This window comes from Streptomyces sp. NPDC002467 (assembly GCF_042889825.1).
In the GTDB taxonomy this organism is placed as follows: domain Bacteria; phylum Actinomycetota; class Actinomycetes; order Streptomycetales; family Streptomycetaceae; genus Streptomyces.
Genome location: NZ_JBIARJ010000007.1, coordinates 74,767 through 90,810, shown reverse-complemented (window position 1 = coordinate 90,810; position 16,044 = coordinate 74,767). Strand labels below are relative to the sequence as shown.

Here is a 16,044-nt window from a genome sequence, read left to right as displayed (position 1 = left end):
CAACCGATCCGCGCTTCGCCTACAGAACCCCACCTGAAAGGGAGCGACGCGCGAACACTCAGTACGACGGCGACGAGCAGGGCATCAACCGCAGGGCACTCTTCGCCCGGTCCGGAGCGGCTGCGGCCGCACCGGCGACGGGGCCGGTATTCGGCGGCATCCAGCCCGCGCCGGCCGCGTCCTGGCGAGCGCCTGTCTCCGATGGGATACGCGGGGCTGCCGGATACCGCGGCCGGTTCGTCTCCCCGGTGCCGTCGTGACGGGTCGGGCAGCGGCCCCGGGTGCGCGACGCGACGGAACCGTCAGGGGACCGGAGCGGGAGGTCGGCCCAGACCGTCTCGCCTCCGTCTTCCCGACGGGTTCCCCAGTCGACGGTGAGCCGGTCGACGAGGAAGAGGCCGTGGCCTCCGATGGCTTCGGGCCGGTGCTCGCCCGGGCGGGGCGGCTCGGGGCTCGGGTCGCTGACGGTGATCCGCGGGACGTTGCCGTGGTGTTCGAGGAAGAGTCGCAGGATGCCGCCCGCGTGCTGGGCGGCGTTGGAAAGCAGCTCCGCGGCTACCAGGACGGCGTCGCCGCTCCTGGTTGCGGGCAGGTGCCAGTCGTCCAGCGTCCGACGTACCCAGGCGATCCCCGCACCGCATGCCCCCACGGCTTCGGAACCGAATTCCAGTTCGCGGTGCGGGAGTGCAGGAGGAGGGGATGGGGGTGTGCCCATGACCGGTCCCTGAGCGGCGGGCGGCTGTCGCCTTGTGGCTCGCCCCTGTCCTCGTGCCCCCTACGCACCGGCCGGTGGCCGGGGTCGGCGTGTGAGCCGGGCGGCGGCTTCCGTGACGCTCGGATGCACGTCGAACGAGTCCGTCGCGCCGGTCACCTCCAGCACGTGGCGGACCGCGTCGCTGGGGGAGACGAGAGCCAGCGGCACGCCCCGGGCCCGGGCGGCCTCGCGCAGACCGAGGAGGAGGTTCAGGCCGTCGACGGTGAAGAGGTCCACGGCGTTGAGGTCGACGGCGAGCAGGACGGGGCGCAGATCCAGTGCGGCGCGCAGCGCATGATCGCCGACGTCCCGGGTTCCCGCGTAGAGGTCCCCGGAGAGTACGCAGACCACGGCATCGCCGACCCGTACCGTGTCCGTCTTCAGCTCCGGTACCTGCATCGGCAGCGCGGCGTCCTCCTGCGGGTTGCTGCTCATGACCGCCTCCTCGACCCGCCGACCTGCGCGTTCCGGGCCGAAGGCGAAGGCCGTCCTGGGAGCGGTCGGCGTCGGCCTCGCCCGGTCCGGGACCCACGAGCGCCAAACCCGATCCCGACCGGGCTGCCTTCACCGTACCGCCTTCAATCCGGGTACGGCATGGGTGGGCAATCCGGGTGCAGCACAGGCAAGCGAATGTCGGATCGATACTCGCGGGCCGACTTGCCACGCTGGGCGGCGTGCCGGGCGGCCCCGGACCGGGCTTCTTCCGCCGTACGCTCCTGTGGCCCGCGGCGAACGGGGACCAGGGCCGCCCGCCCGGACGGGTAGCCGGGCTGCCGCGGCGTCGGCTCGTCGAGCCCGTTTCATCCGACGTGCCGTGCAGGGCCGGCCAGGACGAGGAGCACGGCGTCGGCAGTGGCCAGGGCCAGGATCACCAGGAACGGCACCCTGCCGCTTGCGAGGGCGGGTGGCGCGGCCACGGCCGACACGCTGAGAGCCAGGGTCACCGCCAGGAGCAAGGCGCCCGCAGGGTGGACGGAGCCGGTCGGGCCCACCGCCACCAGGACGCAGGACGCGAAGGCGAGCGCGGAGGCCAGTGCGACGGAGACGCGCCGCCCCAGCCGCTGCGGGAGCCCCAGCACCCCGCTCGCGACGTCCTCGTCGAGGTCGGGCAGGACGTTCGCGAAGTGTGCCGCGGCACCGAGCAGAGCTGCCGCGGCGGTCAGCCACGCAGGAGGCCAGCCACCTGGCAGGGCGGCCAAGGTCCCGAAAGCGGGAAGCAGACCGAAGGAGAGCGCGTACGGCAGCCACGAGGCGACCGTGTGTTTGAGCCAGAGGTTGTAGGACCAAGCGGCGGCGACGCAGCCGAGGTGGACGAGGCCGCCCGCGGCCCCGCAGGCCAACGACAGCGGGACGCAGGCGAGCAGGGCGGCGAACGCGGCGCCGGTCACGGCTCCCGGCCGTACTTCCCCGGTGGCGAGCGGCTTGTCCCGTCGGCCGGCGGCCCGGTCGCGCCGCATGTCCAGCCGGTCGTTGCACCAGCCGATCGACAGCTGGCCGGCGGCGACCGCTGCCACCGCCGTAATGGCTGCGGCGGGACTGAGCCCGACCGCTGCGGCCAGCAGGGCCGCGAGGAGCGTGACCGCGGCAGCCGGCACGGGGTGACTGGCCTTCAGGAGGCGCACGAGGCCCATGAGGCCCCGGAGGCCTGGGAGCCCGGCGGGAACACGCTTCGGGTCTGCCGGCGGGTACTCCGCGGAACCTGTGGGCCGGGTGGGTACGGGGTTCGGCGCGGGGCCTTCGCCGGTGGTGACGGGCATTTGCCCACCCTAGGAGTACGGCGCGCCCGCTGGTGGCCGCGTTGCAGCGTGCCGCGGCCCGCCGTCCCTATGTTGGAGCAATGACACGCGTCCTCGGGGTGAGCACGGTGTACCCGCCCCATCGTTACACGCAGCAGGAAATCACCGACGTGCTCGCTTCCTGCCTGCCGTCCGGCGCCGACAGCAGGCTCCTGCGCCGGCTGCACGCCGCGGCGCAGGTGGATGCGCGTCACCTCGCCCTGCCCCTGGAGGAGTACCGGGAGCTCGGCAGCTTCGGTCACACCAACGGCCTGTTCGTCGAACTCGCCGTCGTCCTGGGGGCCGAAGCCGTCGAGCGGGCACTCGAGGACGCCGGGGTGCGGGCCGAGGAGGTCGACCTGATCGTCTCGACGACCGTGACCGGCATCGCGGCGCCGTCGGTGGATGCCCGCCTGGCCGCCCGGGTCGGTCTGCGGCCCGATGTCAAGCGGCTCCCGCTCTTCGGCCTCGGCTGTGCCGCGGGAGCAGCCGGGTTGGCCCGTGTCCACGACTTCCTCGCCGGCCCGCCCGGCCGCACCGCGCTCCTGCTGTCCACCGAACTCTGCTCTCTCACGTTGCAGCCCACCGACACCTCGCCGGCGAACCTGGTGGCCGGAAGCCTCTTCGGCGACGGGGCCGCCGCGCTGGTGGCGGTCAGCGGCGACGAGGCCGCAGCGGGTCAGGCGGCCCGCGCCCGCGGACCGAAGGTCGTGGCCACGCGCAGCCGCCTGTACCCGGGGACCGGGCACCTGCTCGGCTGGGACGTGGGCGACTGGGGCTTTCGCATGGTGCTCGGCCGCGAGATCCCCGACCTGGTCAGACTGCACGTGGCGGAGGAGGTCGAGTCCTTCCTCGCGGCCCACGATCTCAAACCGCGCGACGTCGCGGCATGGATCTGCCATCCCGGCGGCCCGCGGATCCTGGACGCACTCACAGAGGAGCTCGGGCTGCCGGACGCCGCCCTGGCCGCCTCCCGCCGCGCCCTGGCCGCCACCGGCAACCTGTCCTCCGCCTCGGTACTGCAGATCCTGCGCGACACGTGCGCCGTGCCGCCGCCACCGGGAGCGGCCGGCCTGATGATCGCCTTCGGGCCCGGCTTCTCCTCCGAACTCGTGCTGCTGGCCTGGTGAGCGCACCATGACTCCGTACATCGTGCTGGTCCTGCTGGTGGCGGGCGAACGGTGCGCCGAACTCGCCGTGGCACGCCGCAACGGCCGCTGGAGCGGGGCCCGGGGCGGCCGCGAACACGGGGCCGGGCACTACCCGGTGATGGTCGCCCTCCACGCGGCACTGCTGCTCGGCTGCCTCGTGGAGCCCTGGGCGGCCGACCGGCCCTTCCTCCCCCTGCTTGGCTGGCCCGCCCTGGCCCTGGCCCTGGCCGCGCAGGGGCTGCGCTGGTGGTGCATCACCACGCTCGGCCCCCGCTGGCACACCCGCGTACTGGTCGTCCCCGGCCTGCCGCCGGTCGTCTCCGGCCCCTACCGCTACCTCCGCCACCCCAACTACCTGGCCGTCGCGGTCGAGGGTCTGGCCCTGCCCCTGGTGCACACCGCGTGGGTGACCGCGGTGGGCTTCACGCTGCTGAACGCGGCCCTGCTGACCGTTCGCATCCGCTGTGAGGACGCAGCGCTGGCGCCCCTGCGGGCCCTCCCCGTCATCGGCGCGACACCGTGATCGACCTGTTCGTAGTCGGGGGCGGTCCGGCGGGTCTGGCCACGGCCATCCACGCCGCGCACGCGGGCCTGGACGTCGTGGTCGCCGAACCACGTCCCACGCCCATCGACAAAGCGTGCGGCGAGGGCCTCATGCCGGGCGCGGTGCGTGCTCTGGAAGCGCTCGACATCGAAGTGCCCGGCCGGCCCCTGCACGGCATCCGCTACGTGGACGCGGCCGGCGGGCAGCGCGCCGAAGCCGCGTTCAAGGCCGGGCACGGCCTCGGCGCGCGCCGCATCCTGCTGCACGAGGCACTGGCCGCCCGGGCCGCCCGGCTCGGTGTCCGGGTCGTCCCGCACCGGGTCCGCCGGGTCGACCGGCACGACGACCACGTCACGGCGGACGGGACGGCCGCCCGCTACCTCGTGGCAGCGGACGGACTGCATTCGCCGACCCGCCGGGCGCTCGGCCTGGCCGTTCGGCCGGACCCCAGGCGTCAGCCGCCCCGGTACGGGTTGCGGCGCCACTACGCGGTCGAGCCGTGGAGCGACCTGGTGGAGGTGCACTGGTCGGTCGGCTGCGAGGCGTACGTCACGCCACTGGGCCCGCGGCAGGTCGGCATCGCCATCCTGACGTCCGAGCAACTGCCCTACGACGCCCAGCTGTCGCGTTTCCCGGTGCTGGAGTCCCGGCTCTCGAGGGCCCGCCGGACACCCGTCCGGGGCGCCGGACCCCTCCGCCAGCACGCACGCTGCCGGGTGGCCGGCCGCGTCCTCTTCGTGGGCGATGCCGCGGGATACGTCGACGCCCTGACCGGCGAGGGACTCAGCCTCGCGTTGCTCGGAGCCGCCGAACTGGTGCGCTGCTTGAGCGCCGACCGCCCGCAGGAATACGAACGGGCGTGGTGCCGACTGTCCCGCGGCTACCGGACGCTGACGAGGTCCCTGTTGTGGGCGCGGAACCAACCCCGGCTGGCGCCTCTGATCACCCCCACCGCGGCACGCTTCCCCGGCCTCTTCCAGCACGCCGTCAATCTGCTGGCCTGAGCCGCGATCCGGCTGCGGATCCGAGACGATCCCCCCGGGTGGTGGACCGCCGGGGACACGCGACGAAGGCCGCCTACGTGGAACCCGTACGGAAGATCGCGTACGCACTTCCCCGCTCACCAGCCAATCCCCTGACCTGCACGTGCTGGCTCGCCTCCCCGGCATTCCCCGCGGCTCCCCACCCAACACCGGCCGATCGGGCACGCGGGGGACACGGCTTGTCGGCATGTGCGGTTGCGGCACTGCCACCCAGGGACTGCCTGCTCGCTGATCACGCAGACTCTGCTCTCGCTGGTGGTGATCGTGGCGCCTCACGCTCGCGAACGCCCTGGGCGTCATCGCCGACATCATGGGTGCACCTGGTGATCAATGCCGCCGCCCTGGCGTAGCGGGGGTGAGGGTACTGGGGTGCCTGCCAATCTGTCAGCGGCTCTGCCCAGGGGGGAGGGGGTCTGGATCAACTTTCTTAGCTAGTGCACGCTGGGTGATGTTGCTGCGCTCCCTGTGATCGGGAGCGGATGTATCTGAACCCAGCATTGGCTGGGCCGATCTTGCGGTGATGAAGGCGTCGCCGGTAGCGGATGTGTGGGGGCATGGGCAGGGACTTAGTACCTTTCTTGATCGCCGTCGTGGGTGTTGCTGGCACGCTCGTATCTGCGTTGCTGACACAGCGGGGCGCTACACGGTCGAAGGCAATGGAACTTGCGCATGCGGAGCGGGAGAGTCGGCTGGTGCAACAAGTAGAGGAAGAACGACGCCTGGAGGAAATGCGCAGAGCTTGCTATGTCTCCCTCAATCAATTGGCGCGCCGATTTCATTCAGTGATGTTCCTCTACAGCCAGGCGCGCGAACAGGGAGCCCCTTCTGAGGCGCAGGAGTCGGCGCTGGAGGAGGCTCGGGGTGCCTACCAGGGGATCTATTCAGAGGCGCAGATGCTCGTGCCTGGCCCAGTCATGCGGGAAGCCCATGCAACGAACGCGGCTCTCATGGGGGTGTATGAGTTCCTCAAGGGAATCGAGCGCGGTACTCCTGAAAATCCGCCTGAACGCCTCGAAGATTATCTACGTAGTGCCAGTGGCAGACTCGGCCTGTTGCGAAATAGTCTGAGGTCAGACCTAGGGCTCGATGAGTTCTGAGCGATTGGTTCTTTGGCTGCTATATGAGGCTGGCAGTGCTCGTCTTCGGTGGACTTGGGGTTGGGTTCGTGGCCTGTGTCGACAGACGGCGACGACGCGGTCATCGGTTCAGCTGAGACCGCCCCAGGCCTTCCATGGCCGCCTTGTGGAAGGCGAGCTCAGCCGCTCGGCAGGGCGCGCTCATGAACATCCCCCTGAGCCTCGCCAAGACCACATCCGACCACCTGCATGGTCACCATGACCGCGTCCACGTCGTCACAGCCGATCCCCGCCAGGAACTCCTGTAGAGCCCATCGCACTTCTCCGCCCACACGGGCCGCGCCGGCACGGCGAGGTCGGCTATGGGAGGGTGCGGCACAGCCCAGGCAGGCACACCACGCCCGAGCACCCGGACCGCCCCGTCTCCGGCCACCGCGACCGCACGGCCCCCGCGACCTCGGGCGCCGCGGCGCGACCACGGCAGCACTGGAGGCGCTCGCCGCCGAGCTGCAGCGCTGCGCCGAAGGAACCGCCGCAGCCGTGGGAACAGGTCACCGCGGAGCGGGCGGGGCCGGGCGCTACGAGCACTTCCGCGATCTGGCGCTGTGGTGCGGGCTGATCGGCGTGGTCGCGCTGGTCGGGTACGGGCGGTCGCCGGCCGGGATGACCCGGGCCCAGCGGACGGTGCGGGTGGTCGGGCGGATCGAGCGGGTGGGGGAGCCCCGGCACGGAAGTTCCCCGAGCTTGGGGATACCGGTGGTCGTTTCCTTCCGCGACCCGTCCACCGGGGAGGAATTCACCGTGACCAACGGCGGTGATCGGGGCGACAGGATCACCGCGGCCTGAACGGGCCGGGAGATCGGCGTCCGGCATCCGCCCGGGAGCCCTCAGGCCTTCCGATTCTCCGGCAGCTCGGGGAAGGCGGGCGCGGGCTCGGCCGGCCGAACTTCGCGGTCTTCCTTGTCTACGCCGGTGTGGTGGTCGTCGTCGCGGTCGACCGGGGCCGGCCGTGGGCGTTGCTCGGCGTCGGCGGGCTGTGGGCCGTCTCCGGCCTCCACCACCTGCCCGGGAACATACGCGACATGAACAGCCGTCTCGGCACGGCGGACTTCATGGCCGCCGTCCCCGGCCGGGTCGTCGCCGTGATCAAGAGCGTCAGCGTCGCGGACGACGACGGCCACGTCACCACCCGCCATAACGCCGTGCCTGCAAGCAGGACATCGTCTACAACATCCTGGGCCTTCTCGCCGTGGTGGCGGCACGTCGTGGGGGGCGGTCGCACTGTGAAACGGACGGTGCCGGTTGTTGGCGTGATCGCCGGCAGGTGATGGCCGGTCAGCTCCGGACCTCGTCGTTCGCCGGCCAGAACAAGTACCGCATACGCCCGCACCCAACGCCTGCCTTGGGCATAAGCGGCGGAGAATGCTCCAGCGGCACGGTGCGAAGGGAGTGGGACGTGGACTGGTACGGGGTCCGGTGCGTGTTCGAGTGGACGACCTGGGACGGCGGGAGGAGCTACGAGGAGCGGATCACGCTCTGGCAGGCCGCATCGGCTGACGAGGCGATTGCCCTCGCCGAGGCGGAGGCCGAGACGTACGCGGCCGACAACGGCTTCGGCTACCTGGGTTTCGCCCAGTCCTACCGTCTGGGTGGCACACCGGTCTCGGGTGCCGAGGTGTTCTCGCTGTTCCGGGACAGCGCACTGGAGCCGAACGCATACCTCGACGCCTTCTTCGACACCGGCACCGAACGTCAGCAGCACCACAGGTCTGCGACCGCCCCCGAGCCGTGAATCGCCTTCGAGGCCCCCTGACGGATTTCTTCCGCACTTTCGAGCGGGCCCTCGACCCGGGGAACCATGCGCCCCTGGTCCTCACCGGTTACCGCACACCAGCCGCCATCCGTCGGCTCGGCGCCGGCCGCTTGCCGCGACTGGGGCCCGTACGAGGTGCGTTCACGCCACGCCACGGCGTCGAAGGTCGTGCAGCACCTCGCGGGCGGCCCGCGCACCGGAGGCGAGCGCACCCTGGGTGGAACCGGTGGCCCGGTGGTCACCGCACACGTAACGGCCCGGTGCCACGCGCGTGGTACGGGTCAGGGGCTGTGGCGGAGCCATGGCTGGCAGCGCCTCCTCGATGGTGCGGACGGTGAGGAGGTCCCAGCCGTCCGCGCCCGTGCCGTACGCCTCCGCGAGCGCCGTTCGCAGCTCGTGCTCACGGCCTTGCAGGTCCGGGCCGGTGACCGACGTGGCGATGAGGGCGTGGCCGGGTGGGGCGTAGCCGGGCACGACGTCGCTCAGGACACAGGTGTTGAGGAAGCGGCGGCGGGTGTCCACGAGCAGTGTCGGCTCGCCAAGGGGGGACCGCGGAGCGACGTGGTAGTACGTCGTCACCGTTCGGTAGGCGGGCAGGATCACCTCTGGGAGCAGGGTCGGGACGGCCCCGGGGCCGGTGGCGATCACGACGGCGCGCGCCGGGATCTCTCGTCCCTCGCCGGTCAGCACACCGTCGGCCGTGAGCCCGGCCACCGGGGTCTCAAGCAGCAGGGCACCTGTCGGCAGGCGGGCGGCGAGGGCTCGTGGCACCGCACCGATGCCCTCGGCAGGCAGGCAAATGGTTCCGCGCAGCATGCTCCGCCACACCATGTGGAACACCCGGGCGGAAGTCTCCAGTTCGTCCTCCAAGAAGACCCCCGCCACGAAGGGGCGGAAGAACCGCTCGACGAACGCTTCCGAGAAACCGGCGTTGGCGAACGCGGTGCGGGCGGTGGTGTCCGGCCGCCGTTTGAGCCGCGCCGGTGGTAGCAGCACGTCACGAGCAGACAGCAGGGCGAGGGCGGCCAGGTCGCGACGGTCGACGAGGCGACCTGAGAGCAACTCGGGTAGCGTGCGCGGACGGCGGACAGGATCGACGAAGCCGAGTCTGCCTGTCGGAGCGTGCACGATGAACCCGGGCGTGAAGGGCCGGAGCCGGAGTTCCCTCAGGTCGAACCTGCGCCGGACCTGAGGGTAGGCGGAGTTGAACACCTGGAACCCGCGGTCCACGACGAAGCCGCCGACCCGGTCCGAACGCATCCGTCCGCCGACCGCGTCGCCGGCCTCCAGCACCCGCACGCGCACGCCGGCCGACAGCAGGTCCCGGGCGCACGCCAACCCGGAGACTCCGGCACCGACGACCAGCACGTCCGCCGCGTCGAGGCCAGAGGACATACGACCACCTCACTCACGTGTCGCTTCGACGCAGCCCGCGCCGCTCGTTCACTCTGTGCCGCGCATGCCCCCGACACGTACACGACACCGCCGGCAGCCTCGACGGCCGCCCATCCGGGTGTGTCCAGGTGCGCGTGCAGGTACGAGATGGCCGGCCCCTCAGCGGCTGATGCGGCCTCGGTGAGCCTCTCGGTATCCGTCGCCGCACGTACGTGTTCGGTCGAGCCCGCGGTAGATCCACACCGCATCCCCGGCGACGCCCACCGTGTCGATGGCCGGCGCCTCGACGTCGGACCGCATCAGGGAGCGATCTGCCCCGCCGTGATGCCCCGGACACGCTCCACAGCGTCTACGGAGCGCCCGATGCCCCGAGCTGCGTGATCCTCGACAATCCCTCCGCCCACCTCGACTGGAGGATCCGCAGGTGGGCGGCCCGGAACCAGGTCGAGCTGCTTCACCCCGACCTACACGTCCTGGGCCAACCCCATCGAGGCGTCCTTCGGACCGCCAAGGCAATGCAGGCTCGCGGACTCGAACCACCCCGACCACCCGACCACACCGTCCGTCCAGACACGGGCGCTCCAGGCATGGCTGCGCTACGGCACCTGTCAGGACTCCAGGGCCATGACACGACGGGCCGCTTCTGCCTCCGCGGCGGGTGGAGAGAGCTCATCGAGAGTGTCGAGCTCGTCGTCCGACGCCAGCTCCCGCTCCCAAGCGGCCACGAGCCGCTCCTGATCCTCGCGGGGTCTGCTGGTGAAGGCCTCCCGGTGATGCGGATCCAAGGCCGCGAGGAATCGTCCTACCGCGTCCGTCGGCATGCGGTACTCCTTCTCGAGTGGGGAGGGGCGGCACCGACGGCGATGCCGAGCCCGGCCCCAGCATGTTCAACCCGACCGGTGCCGGCAGCCCGAGAGGGCGCGCCGCCACCCGAATGCCTGCGCAACGAGGGGCCGCGGTGGCGGCGCACCGGTGTGTGGGCCTCGGTTGGCTCGGCGCCGCCGTTCGTGGCGGTCTGCTACAACGGAGACCAAGGTCAAGCTGGTTCTCGGCAGCGGTGTGCGCGGCATGGCGGCCCGGCATGGCGGCCCGAGTGGGTCCGGTCAGGCGTAGCGGCAGACCGTCACGCCGTCCGCGGCGCCGCACCCCATCTTCGTGTAGTTCTTCTGAACCATGTTCCAGTAGTGGCCCCAGTTCCTGTAGCCGGGGTCATCCGTGTTCCAGTTCGGGCCGGCCGCGTCGTAGGCGGCCTTCTCTCCGGCCCATTGCGATACGGCCTGGGATGGCCCGGCACTCGACATGTTCTCGGCACCGCTGTTGAAGCTCGTGTCGTGCGCGAGCCCACCGGCGTGGGAAGCGGGGTTGTCGGCCCAAGCCTGCGAGCCTGAGGCGAGAGCCGCGTCCCAGGCGATGGGCGGCGCGTTTTCTGTCTGACGTATCGCATTCGTGTCATTCAGGAGGGCCGCCTGGTCGGCGGGGCTGACCTCGGCGGGAAGCCTGGCCGAGACGGTGGCGGACGCCATTGAGCCCGCCCCCAGGACCATTCCTCCGGCCATCAGCGTTGCCGCAAGGGCCATGGCCTGACGGCGTGCACGAGAAAGTCTTGTCATTGCGACTCCCCGGTCGCGCGGAAACAGCGGAGCGTGTCGGCACGGTTCGCGACCGTCGACCGTCATGGGAAGGGGCAACACGGCCGACAAACACGATGGCGACTGAGCCATCGGTGACGCGGTGTTCTGGTACGGGCGGCTCGTGGCCGCCTCCCCTGAATCCAGCGTATGTCTGCGTGAGGGGGGTGGCGACCGGGACTGAGGGACAGGTGCGGGCCGCGACCCCGGATTGTGGACACCGGAGAGACCTGGATCTTGATGGTCCAGGACAACGGAGCGTTCAAGGGCAGCCTGTTGGGAGTGACCTCGACATCGCAGGCCCCGGCGTGCTGCGCCTGAAGGAGCTCGGCCGCCTCACCCTGTCACCAGGTGGCCGGAACTCGACCAAAGCGGGCGAACAGGAGGCTACCAGGTGGTAACTTGCTGGAGTTGATCAAGGTCGGAGCCGTGGTCGACCACGCTCCCGACCCAGAGCCACCCCCCCCAGTCAAGGAACCACATTGGCACGCACCGTCCGCACGACGGCTCTCGTCTCCACCTCGGCCCTCGCACTCGGCTTCTCCCTGCTCGCCACCGCCACGGCCGCCGCCACCCCCGCGGCCGGTGCACCCACACCGCACCTCGACTCGGTCGAGCAGACCCTGCGTCAAGTCTCGCCCGGCCTCCAGGGGTCCGTCTGGGAACGGACCTCGGGCAATCGCCTCGGCTCCTCCACGCCCGAGGGCGCCGACTGGCTGCTCCAGACACCCGGTTGCTGGGGCGACGCCGCCTGCTCCGACCGGCCCGGCTCGCGCCGTCTCCTGGAGAAGATGCGCCAGGACATCGCCGACGCCAGGCAGACGGTGGACATATCGACGCTGGCGCCGTTCCCCAACGGCGGCTACCAGGAGGCGATCGTCGCGGGCCTCCGGGAATCCATTCGGAAGGGCAACCGACTGAAGGTGCGCATCATGGTGGGCGCCGCGCCCGTCTACCACTCCACGGTGATCCCCTCGTCCTACCGGGACGAGCTGCTCGCGAAGCTGGGTCCGGCCGCTGCCGACAGCATCACCCTCAACGTGGCGTCGATGACCACCTCGAAGACCGCCTTCTCCTGGAACCACTCCAAACTGCTCGTGGTGGACGGCAGTTCGGTGATCACCGGCGGCATCAACAGCTGGAAGGACGACTACCTGGAGACCACCCACCCGGTGAGCGACGTGGACCTCGCGCTCTCCGGGCCGGCGGCGGGCTCCGCGGGCCGCTACCTGGACTCCCTGTGGGACTGGACCTGCCGCAACAAGAACAACTGGAACTCCGTCTGGTTCGCCGCCTCGTCCGGCGCGGAGTGCATGCCCACCCTGCCCCGGCCCGCCGCCCCGGAGGGTGGGGGGAACGTGCCCGCACTCGCCGTCGGCGGTCTCGGCGTGGGCATCCGCCAGAACGACCCCACGTCCTCCTTCCGCCCGGTCCTCCCCACGGCCGACGACACCAAATGCGGGATCGGGCTGCACGACAACACCAACGCCGACCGCGACTACGACACCGTCAACCCGGAGGAGAGCGCCCTGCGTGCCCTGGTCTCCAGCGCGACCTCGCACATCGAGATCTCCCAGCAGGACGTCCACGCCACCTGCCCGCCGCTGCCCCGCTACGACGTGCGCTTGTACGACGCCCTCGCCGCGAAACTCGTTTCCGGCGTGAAGGTCCGCATCGTCGTGAGCGACCCGGCGAACCGCGGCACGATCGGCAGCGGCGGCTACTCGCAGATCAAATCCCTCTCCGAGGTGAGCGATGCCCTGCGCGGCCGGGTCACGTCCCTGACCGGTGACGGCACGCGGGCGCGTACGGCACTGTGCGAGAACCTCCAGCTGGCCACCTTCCGAGCCTCGGACAGGGCGACCTGGGCCGACGGCAAGCCGTACGCCCAGCACCACAAGCTGGTCTCGGTCGACGGCTCCGCCTTCTACATCGGATCGAAGAACCTCTATCCGTCCTGGCTGCAGGACTTCGGGTACGTGGTCGAAAGCCCGGACGCGGCCGAACAGCTCAAGCGCGACCTGCTGGACCCGCAATGGCGCTACTCGCAGACCACCGCGACGTACGACTACGCCCGCGGCCTCTGCCAGGCCTGACGGACCCACCTCCACAGCTCTTACCTGCGGCTTCCGGCTGGCCTGCCGAGTGGAGGGCGACGCGCGTTGTACTGGCCTAGCGGGTCCGGCGGTTCTTCTGCTCCGATACCTCGTGCCCGAAGCGGACGTTCGCCGAGCAGCTTCCGGGGGCAGTGTCGGGTACCGGGGCGTGGGGGATGCAGTCGCGGCGCCGGAACCGTACGCAGCCGGCGGGATCGGTGCGGGCCTGGTGCTCGCCCCGTGACCCCGGGCGGCCGCGGCCTGCTGTCCGCGATGGTCCGCGATGCCGTGCACGCAGGCCGCTGAGGAGGGGATCATGGGACGCTCTGAACTCCCGGTGGACCACATCGCTCCCGAACGCGGCGAACTGGCCACAGCCCTGCGGCAGTTCCGTGCACAGGCCCGCCTGAGCAGCGGGCCGCTGCGGTGGCTGCCGCCGCCCTTGCCCTGACCCCGCCCGCCACCGGCACTGCGACCGCGCACACCATTGCGCGCACCGTGCCCCAGGTCCTGCCGATGGGCGTCGCGGTGTCGTCCCTGCCGGTCCAGGTCCGAGGTGTTGATTCAGGAGGCCGTGGAAGCCCCGCAGATCGGGCCGGGGTGCACGCTGACCCCGGCGATCAGTGCGCGCTCGATGGTTGCCCGGGCAGGAGGCCGGGCGGGACCGCCGGCAAGCCCGCACTGGAGTCCACGGCAGCATCGCCGATCGTGCCTTCCGAGCACAGGCCGAAGACAGTGATGTCGATCGGGAAGCTACCCGTGTTCCTGCCCGCGACCGACCACTGGAGGGGCCGGCTGTCGTAGGGGAAGCGGGGGCTGCTGCGGCTCAGGACGAAGGTGCTGTCCGCGTTGCCCGTGCTCGAGGTAACGAAACTGCCGCCCCCGGTGATCAACTCTCCGAATGGACAGTCACGGGTGCTGGCGACCCCGGTCTGCCCGGGCGCCAAGTGTGCCGAGCCCGCGACCACATGCGTGACGGCCTTGCGAGAGCTTGCCGAGTCGGACGCCATTGGACGCGCAGCAGCACCTCCCGCGCCGGCGCAGAGGACCGCAACGACGGCCAGACAAAGGAGACGGGTGTGTTTCATGACGACCTTCCGTAGAAGCGATGGACGGTGTCCGTCATTTCCGCTGGAATGTCACAGATGCACTACTTCACGCGAACGTCGTAAGAAGAATCGATCTACTCGACTCCGACTGAGTGAAGGCCGTGGGCAGCCGTTGACCAACTCCTCTCCCGGGCAGGCCTGTGGCACGGTTGGGTGCGGTGTGGTGCGGGGCCGGAAGCCGGTCGAGGTGGAGTCGGGGCAGCGGACACGGTCGCGGTGTGTGCCGGATCCCGGCGCGCATGCCTGCGCCCCGGCGAATGTACTGAGGACACCGAGTTGCCCAGCTCGCACAGCGGCGCCATCAGCCCGCTGACCGGCTGCGGGGTCCCCCCGTACTCGGCGGCCAGGTCCTTCTGTCGCACCGGCAGTGCTCTCCCGAAGTCGCTGCGGGAGAAAGGGTATCGGTGGAGCTTGACGGCGGGTCCTGACGGTTGCAGTAGCCGAAGAGCCGGTCCGTTGAGCGCTGCTGCTACGGGAAGCGGGAGACGAAACGGCGTTGCCAGGGTGTCTCGACGGCGCGCGGAGCGTAGTTCTCCCGGACGTACGCGACGGCCTCACGGCTGGGTACCCCGTCGAGCACGGCGAGGCATGCCAGTGCGGTTCCGGTCCGTCCGTGACCACCGGCGCAGGCGACCTCGACGCGTTCGGTCTCGGCCCGTGCCCATGCCTCGCGCAGCCCGTCGGCGGTCGCGGCGCTGTCGGACGGCAGCCAGAAGTCGGGCCAGCGGAGCCAGCGGTTCTCCCAGGCGACCGGAGGGGGCCGGTGGCCCAGCAGGTAGAGCGCGAAGGTGGGTTGCGGGCCCTGCGGGAGCGGCCGCCTCAGCGCCCGGCCGCGGACGAGCCGGCCGGAGGGAAGTCGCAGCACGCCGGCCATCGCGGGTTCCCAGGGGGCAGTCACGATGCGAGCGTAGCCGCGGTCCGGTTGACGGTCAGGCAGTTCCCACCTGTCGGCCGTCTCGGCGGCGGGGCTTCCCTGTGCGGCACCCGACAGCTACCCACTTCCGCATCACCGGGGCGATGCGGAGAATGTGGTCGTACCACCCGGCTTCCGGCGCCCGGACGATGACGCCGCCGCAGCCCACACCTCGGCAGAGTCGCGCTGCGGTTGCTCCCCGACCTCCGTCCGCGGGCAGAAGCCGGGGGCCATGGTCCGCGCATGCAGATGCCGCACCAGCCGACCCCGGAGCCCTCGGACACGGGCCGAGTACCTTCTGATCCGTGCGTCGTTTATCTCCGCTTCGATCTCATGCCGGTTCAGAGCGCCCCATTGGCGACACACGGTGCCGTGCTTCCCGGCTGTCATGTGTCGGTGATCCTGAAGAGGGTGTCGGCGCCGGTGATGTCCAGCAGGCGCAGGAACTGGGGTCGCGGGGCGGGCGGGCTGAGCAACTTGCCGTGTTCCTGCGCAGTGTGCCGGGCTTGGATGAGGGCATTGAGGCCAGAGGAGTCGCAGAACGACAGGTCGGCCAGATCCACGACGATCTGTCCGGGGCCGCCAGGACGGGTGATCCCGGTGTGCAGGGCGTTGCGCAGAAACGGGGCCCGGTCGACGTCCATCTCTCCGCAGACGTGCACGACAGCCGCTTACCGTGGCCGCTCACCTCACCCTCGTACCGTCGTCTTCTTGCATCTCCCATGGCGCCCATGACGCGGCAGGCTG

The 16,044-nt window shown here is 70.9% G+C and carries 17 protein-coding genes; 8 read left to right on the top strand and 9 right to left on the bottom strand.

Annotation, left to right across the window (positions count from 1 at the left end):
- Window positions 1–58 precede the first annotated feature (58 nt).
- The 3 genes from ACFYYJ_RS16690 to ACFYYJ_RS16680 form a co-directional block, all read right to left on the bottom strand.
- The gene (locus ACFYYJ_RS16690) at window positions 59–715 is read right to left on the bottom strand and encodes an ATP-binding protein (protein ID WP_389133006.1); all 657 of its coding nucleotides are present in this window, start codon (window positions 713–715) and stop codon (window positions 59–61) included.
- Window positions 716–775: 60 nt separating this feature from the next.
- Complete coding sequence (locus ACFYYJ_RS16685; protein WP_389133004.1) at window positions 776–1,189, bottom strand: STAS domain-containing protein; 414 nt, start codon at window positions 1,187–1,189, stop codon at window positions 776–778.
- A 365-nt stretch (window positions 1,190–1,554) separates the two neighbouring features.
- On the bottom strand, window positions 1,555–2,385 hold the full coding sequence (locus tag ACFYYJ_RS16680; RefSeq protein WP_389133511.1) for a UbiA family prenyltransferase: 831 nt from the start codon (window positions 2,383–2,385) through the stop codon (window positions 1,555–1,557).
- 206 nt (window positions 2,386–2,591) lie between these two features.
- Here ACFYYJ_RS16680 and ACFYYJ_RS16675 point away from each other — a divergent pair, with 206 nt between their 5' ends.
- From ACFYYJ_RS16675 to ACFYYJ_RS16655, 5 genes are all read left to right on the top strand, one after another.
- Window positions 2,592–3,659, top strand: a complete 1,068-nt coding sequence (locus ACFYYJ_RS16675) for a type III polyketide synthase (RefSeq protein ID WP_389133001.1) — start codon at window positions 2,592–2,594, stop codon at window positions 3,657–3,659.
- A 7-nt stretch (window positions 3,660–3,666) separates the two neighbouring features.
- Window positions 3,667–4,203, top strand: coding sequence for an isoprenylcysteine carboxyl methyltransferase family protein (locus ACFYYJ_RS16670; protein ID WP_385365808.1), 537 nt, complete (start codon window positions 3,667–3,669; stop codon window positions 4,201–4,203).
- A complete protein-coding gene (locus ACFYYJ_RS16665; RefSeq protein ID WP_389132998.1) occupies window positions 4,200–5,228 on the top strand; it encodes an NAD(P)/FAD-dependent oxidoreductase in 1,029 nt (342 codons plus the stop codon). The genes ACFYYJ_RS16670 and ACFYYJ_RS16665 overlap by 4 nt, the downstream gene beginning before the upstream one ends.
- Window positions 5,229–5,923: 695 nt before the next feature.
- Window positions 5,924–6,364 (top strand): hypothetical protein, encoded by a 441-nt coding sequence (locus ACFYYJ_RS16660; protein ID WP_389132996.1) that lies wholly within the window; start codon window positions 5,924–5,926, stop codon window positions 6,362–6,364.
- A gap of 519 nt (window positions 6,365–6,883) precedes the next feature.
- Window positions 6,884–7,189 (top strand): hypothetical protein, encoded by a 306-nt coding sequence (locus ACFYYJ_RS16655; RefSeq protein ID WP_389132993.1) that lies wholly within the window; start codon window positions 6,884–6,886, stop codon window positions 7,187–7,189.
- A gap of 41 nt (window positions 7,190–7,230) precedes the next feature.
- On the opposite strand, the gene ACFYYJ_RS16650 is transcribed toward ACFYYJ_RS16655, so the two are convergent.
- The gene (locus tag ACFYYJ_RS16650) at window positions 7,231–7,524 is read right to left on the bottom strand and encodes a hypothetical protein (RefSeq protein WP_389132992.1); all 294 of its coding nucleotides are present in this window, start codon (window positions 7,522–7,524) and stop codon (window positions 7,231–7,233) included.
- A gap of 275 nt (window positions 7,525–7,799) precedes the next feature.
- On the opposite strand from ACFYYJ_RS16650, the gene ACFYYJ_RS16645 reads away from it, so the two are divergent.
- Window positions 7,800–8,135: a hypothetical protein gene (locus tag ACFYYJ_RS16645; RefSeq protein WP_389132989.1), complete on the top strand. Its 336-nt coding sequence runs from the start codon at window positions 7,800–7,802 to the stop codon at window positions 8,133–8,135.
- A 162-nt stretch (window positions 8,136–8,297) separates the two neighbouring features.
- On the opposite strand, the gene ACFYYJ_RS16640 is transcribed toward ACFYYJ_RS16645, so the two are convergent.
- The 3 genes from ACFYYJ_RS16640 to ACFYYJ_RS16630 form a co-directional block, all read right to left on the bottom strand.
- Window positions 8,298–9,551, bottom strand: a complete 1,254-nt coding sequence (locus tag ACFYYJ_RS16640) for an NAD(P)/FAD-dependent oxidoreductase (protein WP_389132986.1) — start codon at window positions 9,549–9,551, stop codon at window positions 8,298–8,300.
- 608 nt (window positions 9,552–10,159) lie between these two features.
- Complete coding sequence (locus ACFYYJ_RS16635) at window positions 10,160–10,372, bottom strand: hypothetical protein (RefSeq protein WP_389132983.1); 213 nt, start codon at window positions 10,370–10,372, stop codon at window positions 10,160–10,162.
- A gap of 282 nt (window positions 10,373–10,654) precedes the next feature.
- Window positions 10,655–11,161, bottom strand: a complete 507-nt coding sequence (locus ACFYYJ_RS16630; RefSeq protein WP_385120522.1) for a CAP domain-containing protein — start codon at window positions 11,159–11,161, stop codon at window positions 10,655–10,657.
- 500 nt (window positions 11,162–11,661) lie between these two features.
- On the opposite strand from ACFYYJ_RS16630, the gene ACFYYJ_RS16625 reads away from it, so the two are divergent.
- Together ACFYYJ_RS16625 and ACFYYJ_RS16620 are read left to right on the top strand one after the other, a co-directional pair.
- Window positions 11,662–13,275 carry a phospholipase gene (locus ACFYYJ_RS16625; RefSeq protein WP_389132979.1) on the top strand — a complete coding sequence of 538 codons (1,614 nt, stop codon included), beginning with the start codon at window positions 11,662–11,664 and terminating at the stop codon, window positions 13,273–13,275.
- A gap of 316 nt (window positions 13,276–13,591) precedes the next feature.
- The gene (locus ACFYYJ_RS16620) at window positions 13,592–13,726 is read left to right on the top strand and encodes a hypothetical protein (protein ID WP_389132976.1); all 135 of its coding nucleotides are present in this window, start codon (window positions 13,592–13,594) and stop codon (window positions 13,724–13,726) included.
- A gap of 1,127 nt (window positions 13,727–14,853) precedes the next feature.
- Here the strand turns inward: ACFYYJ_RS16620 and ACFYYJ_RS16615 are convergent.
- On the bottom strand, window positions 14,854–15,282 hold the full coding sequence (locus ACFYYJ_RS16615) for a protein-tyrosine phosphatase family protein (RefSeq protein ID WP_389132973.1): 429 nt from the start codon (window positions 15,280–15,282) through the stop codon (window positions 14,854–14,856).
- A gap of 401 nt (window positions 15,283–15,683) precedes the next feature.
- Window positions 15,684–15,959, bottom strand: a complete 276-nt coding sequence (locus ACFYYJ_RS16610) for an STAS domain-containing protein (RefSeq protein WP_389132970.1) — start codon at window positions 15,957–15,959, stop codon at window positions 15,684–15,686.
- Window positions 15,960–16,044 lie beyond the last annotated feature (85 nt).

Excerpts from the sequence above, each read along its gene's own strand:
- ACFYYJ_RS16690 (WP_389133006.1), bottom strand. The coding sequence starts at position 715 with ATGGGCACACCCCCATCCCCTCCTCCTGCACTCCCGCACCGCGAACTG.
- ACFYYJ_RS16685 (WP_389133004.1), bottom strand. The coding sequence starts at position 1,189 with ATGAGCAGCAACCCGCAGGAGGACGCCGCGCTGCCGATGCAGGTACCG.
- ACFYYJ_RS16680 (WP_389133511.1), bottom strand. The coding sequence starts at position 2,385 with ATGGGCCTCGTGCGCCTCCTGAAGGCCAGTCACCCCGTGCCGGCTGCC.
- ACFYYJ_RS16675 (WP_389133001.1), top strand. The coding sequence starts at position 2,592 with ATGACACGCGTCCTCGGGGTGAGCACGGTGTACCCGCCCCATCGTTAC.
- ACFYYJ_RS16670 (WP_385365808.1), top strand. The coding sequence starts at position 3,667 with ATGACTCCGTACATCGTGCTGGTCCTGCTGGTGGCGGGCGAACGGTGC.
- ACFYYJ_RS16660 (WP_389132996.1), top strand. The coding sequence starts at position 5,924 with ATGGAACTTGCGCATGCGGAGCGGGAGAGTCGGCTGGTGCAACAAGTA.
- ACFYYJ_RS16640 (WP_389132986.1), bottom strand. The coding sequence starts at position 9,551 with ATGTCCTCTGGCCTCGACGCGGCGGACGTGCTGGTCGTCGGTGCCGGA.
- ACFYYJ_RS16635 (WP_389132983.1), bottom strand. The coding sequence starts at position 10,372 with ATGCCGACGGACGCGGTAGGACGATTCCTCGCGGCCTTGGATCCGCAT.
- ACFYYJ_RS16630 (WP_385120522.1), bottom strand. The coding sequence starts at position 11,161 with ATGACAAGACTTTCTCGTGCACGCCGTCAGGCCATGGCCCTTGCGGCA.
- ACFYYJ_RS16620 (WP_389132976.1), top strand. The coding sequence starts at position 13,592 with ATGGGACGCTCTGAACTCCCGGTGGACCACATCGCTCCCGAACGCGGC.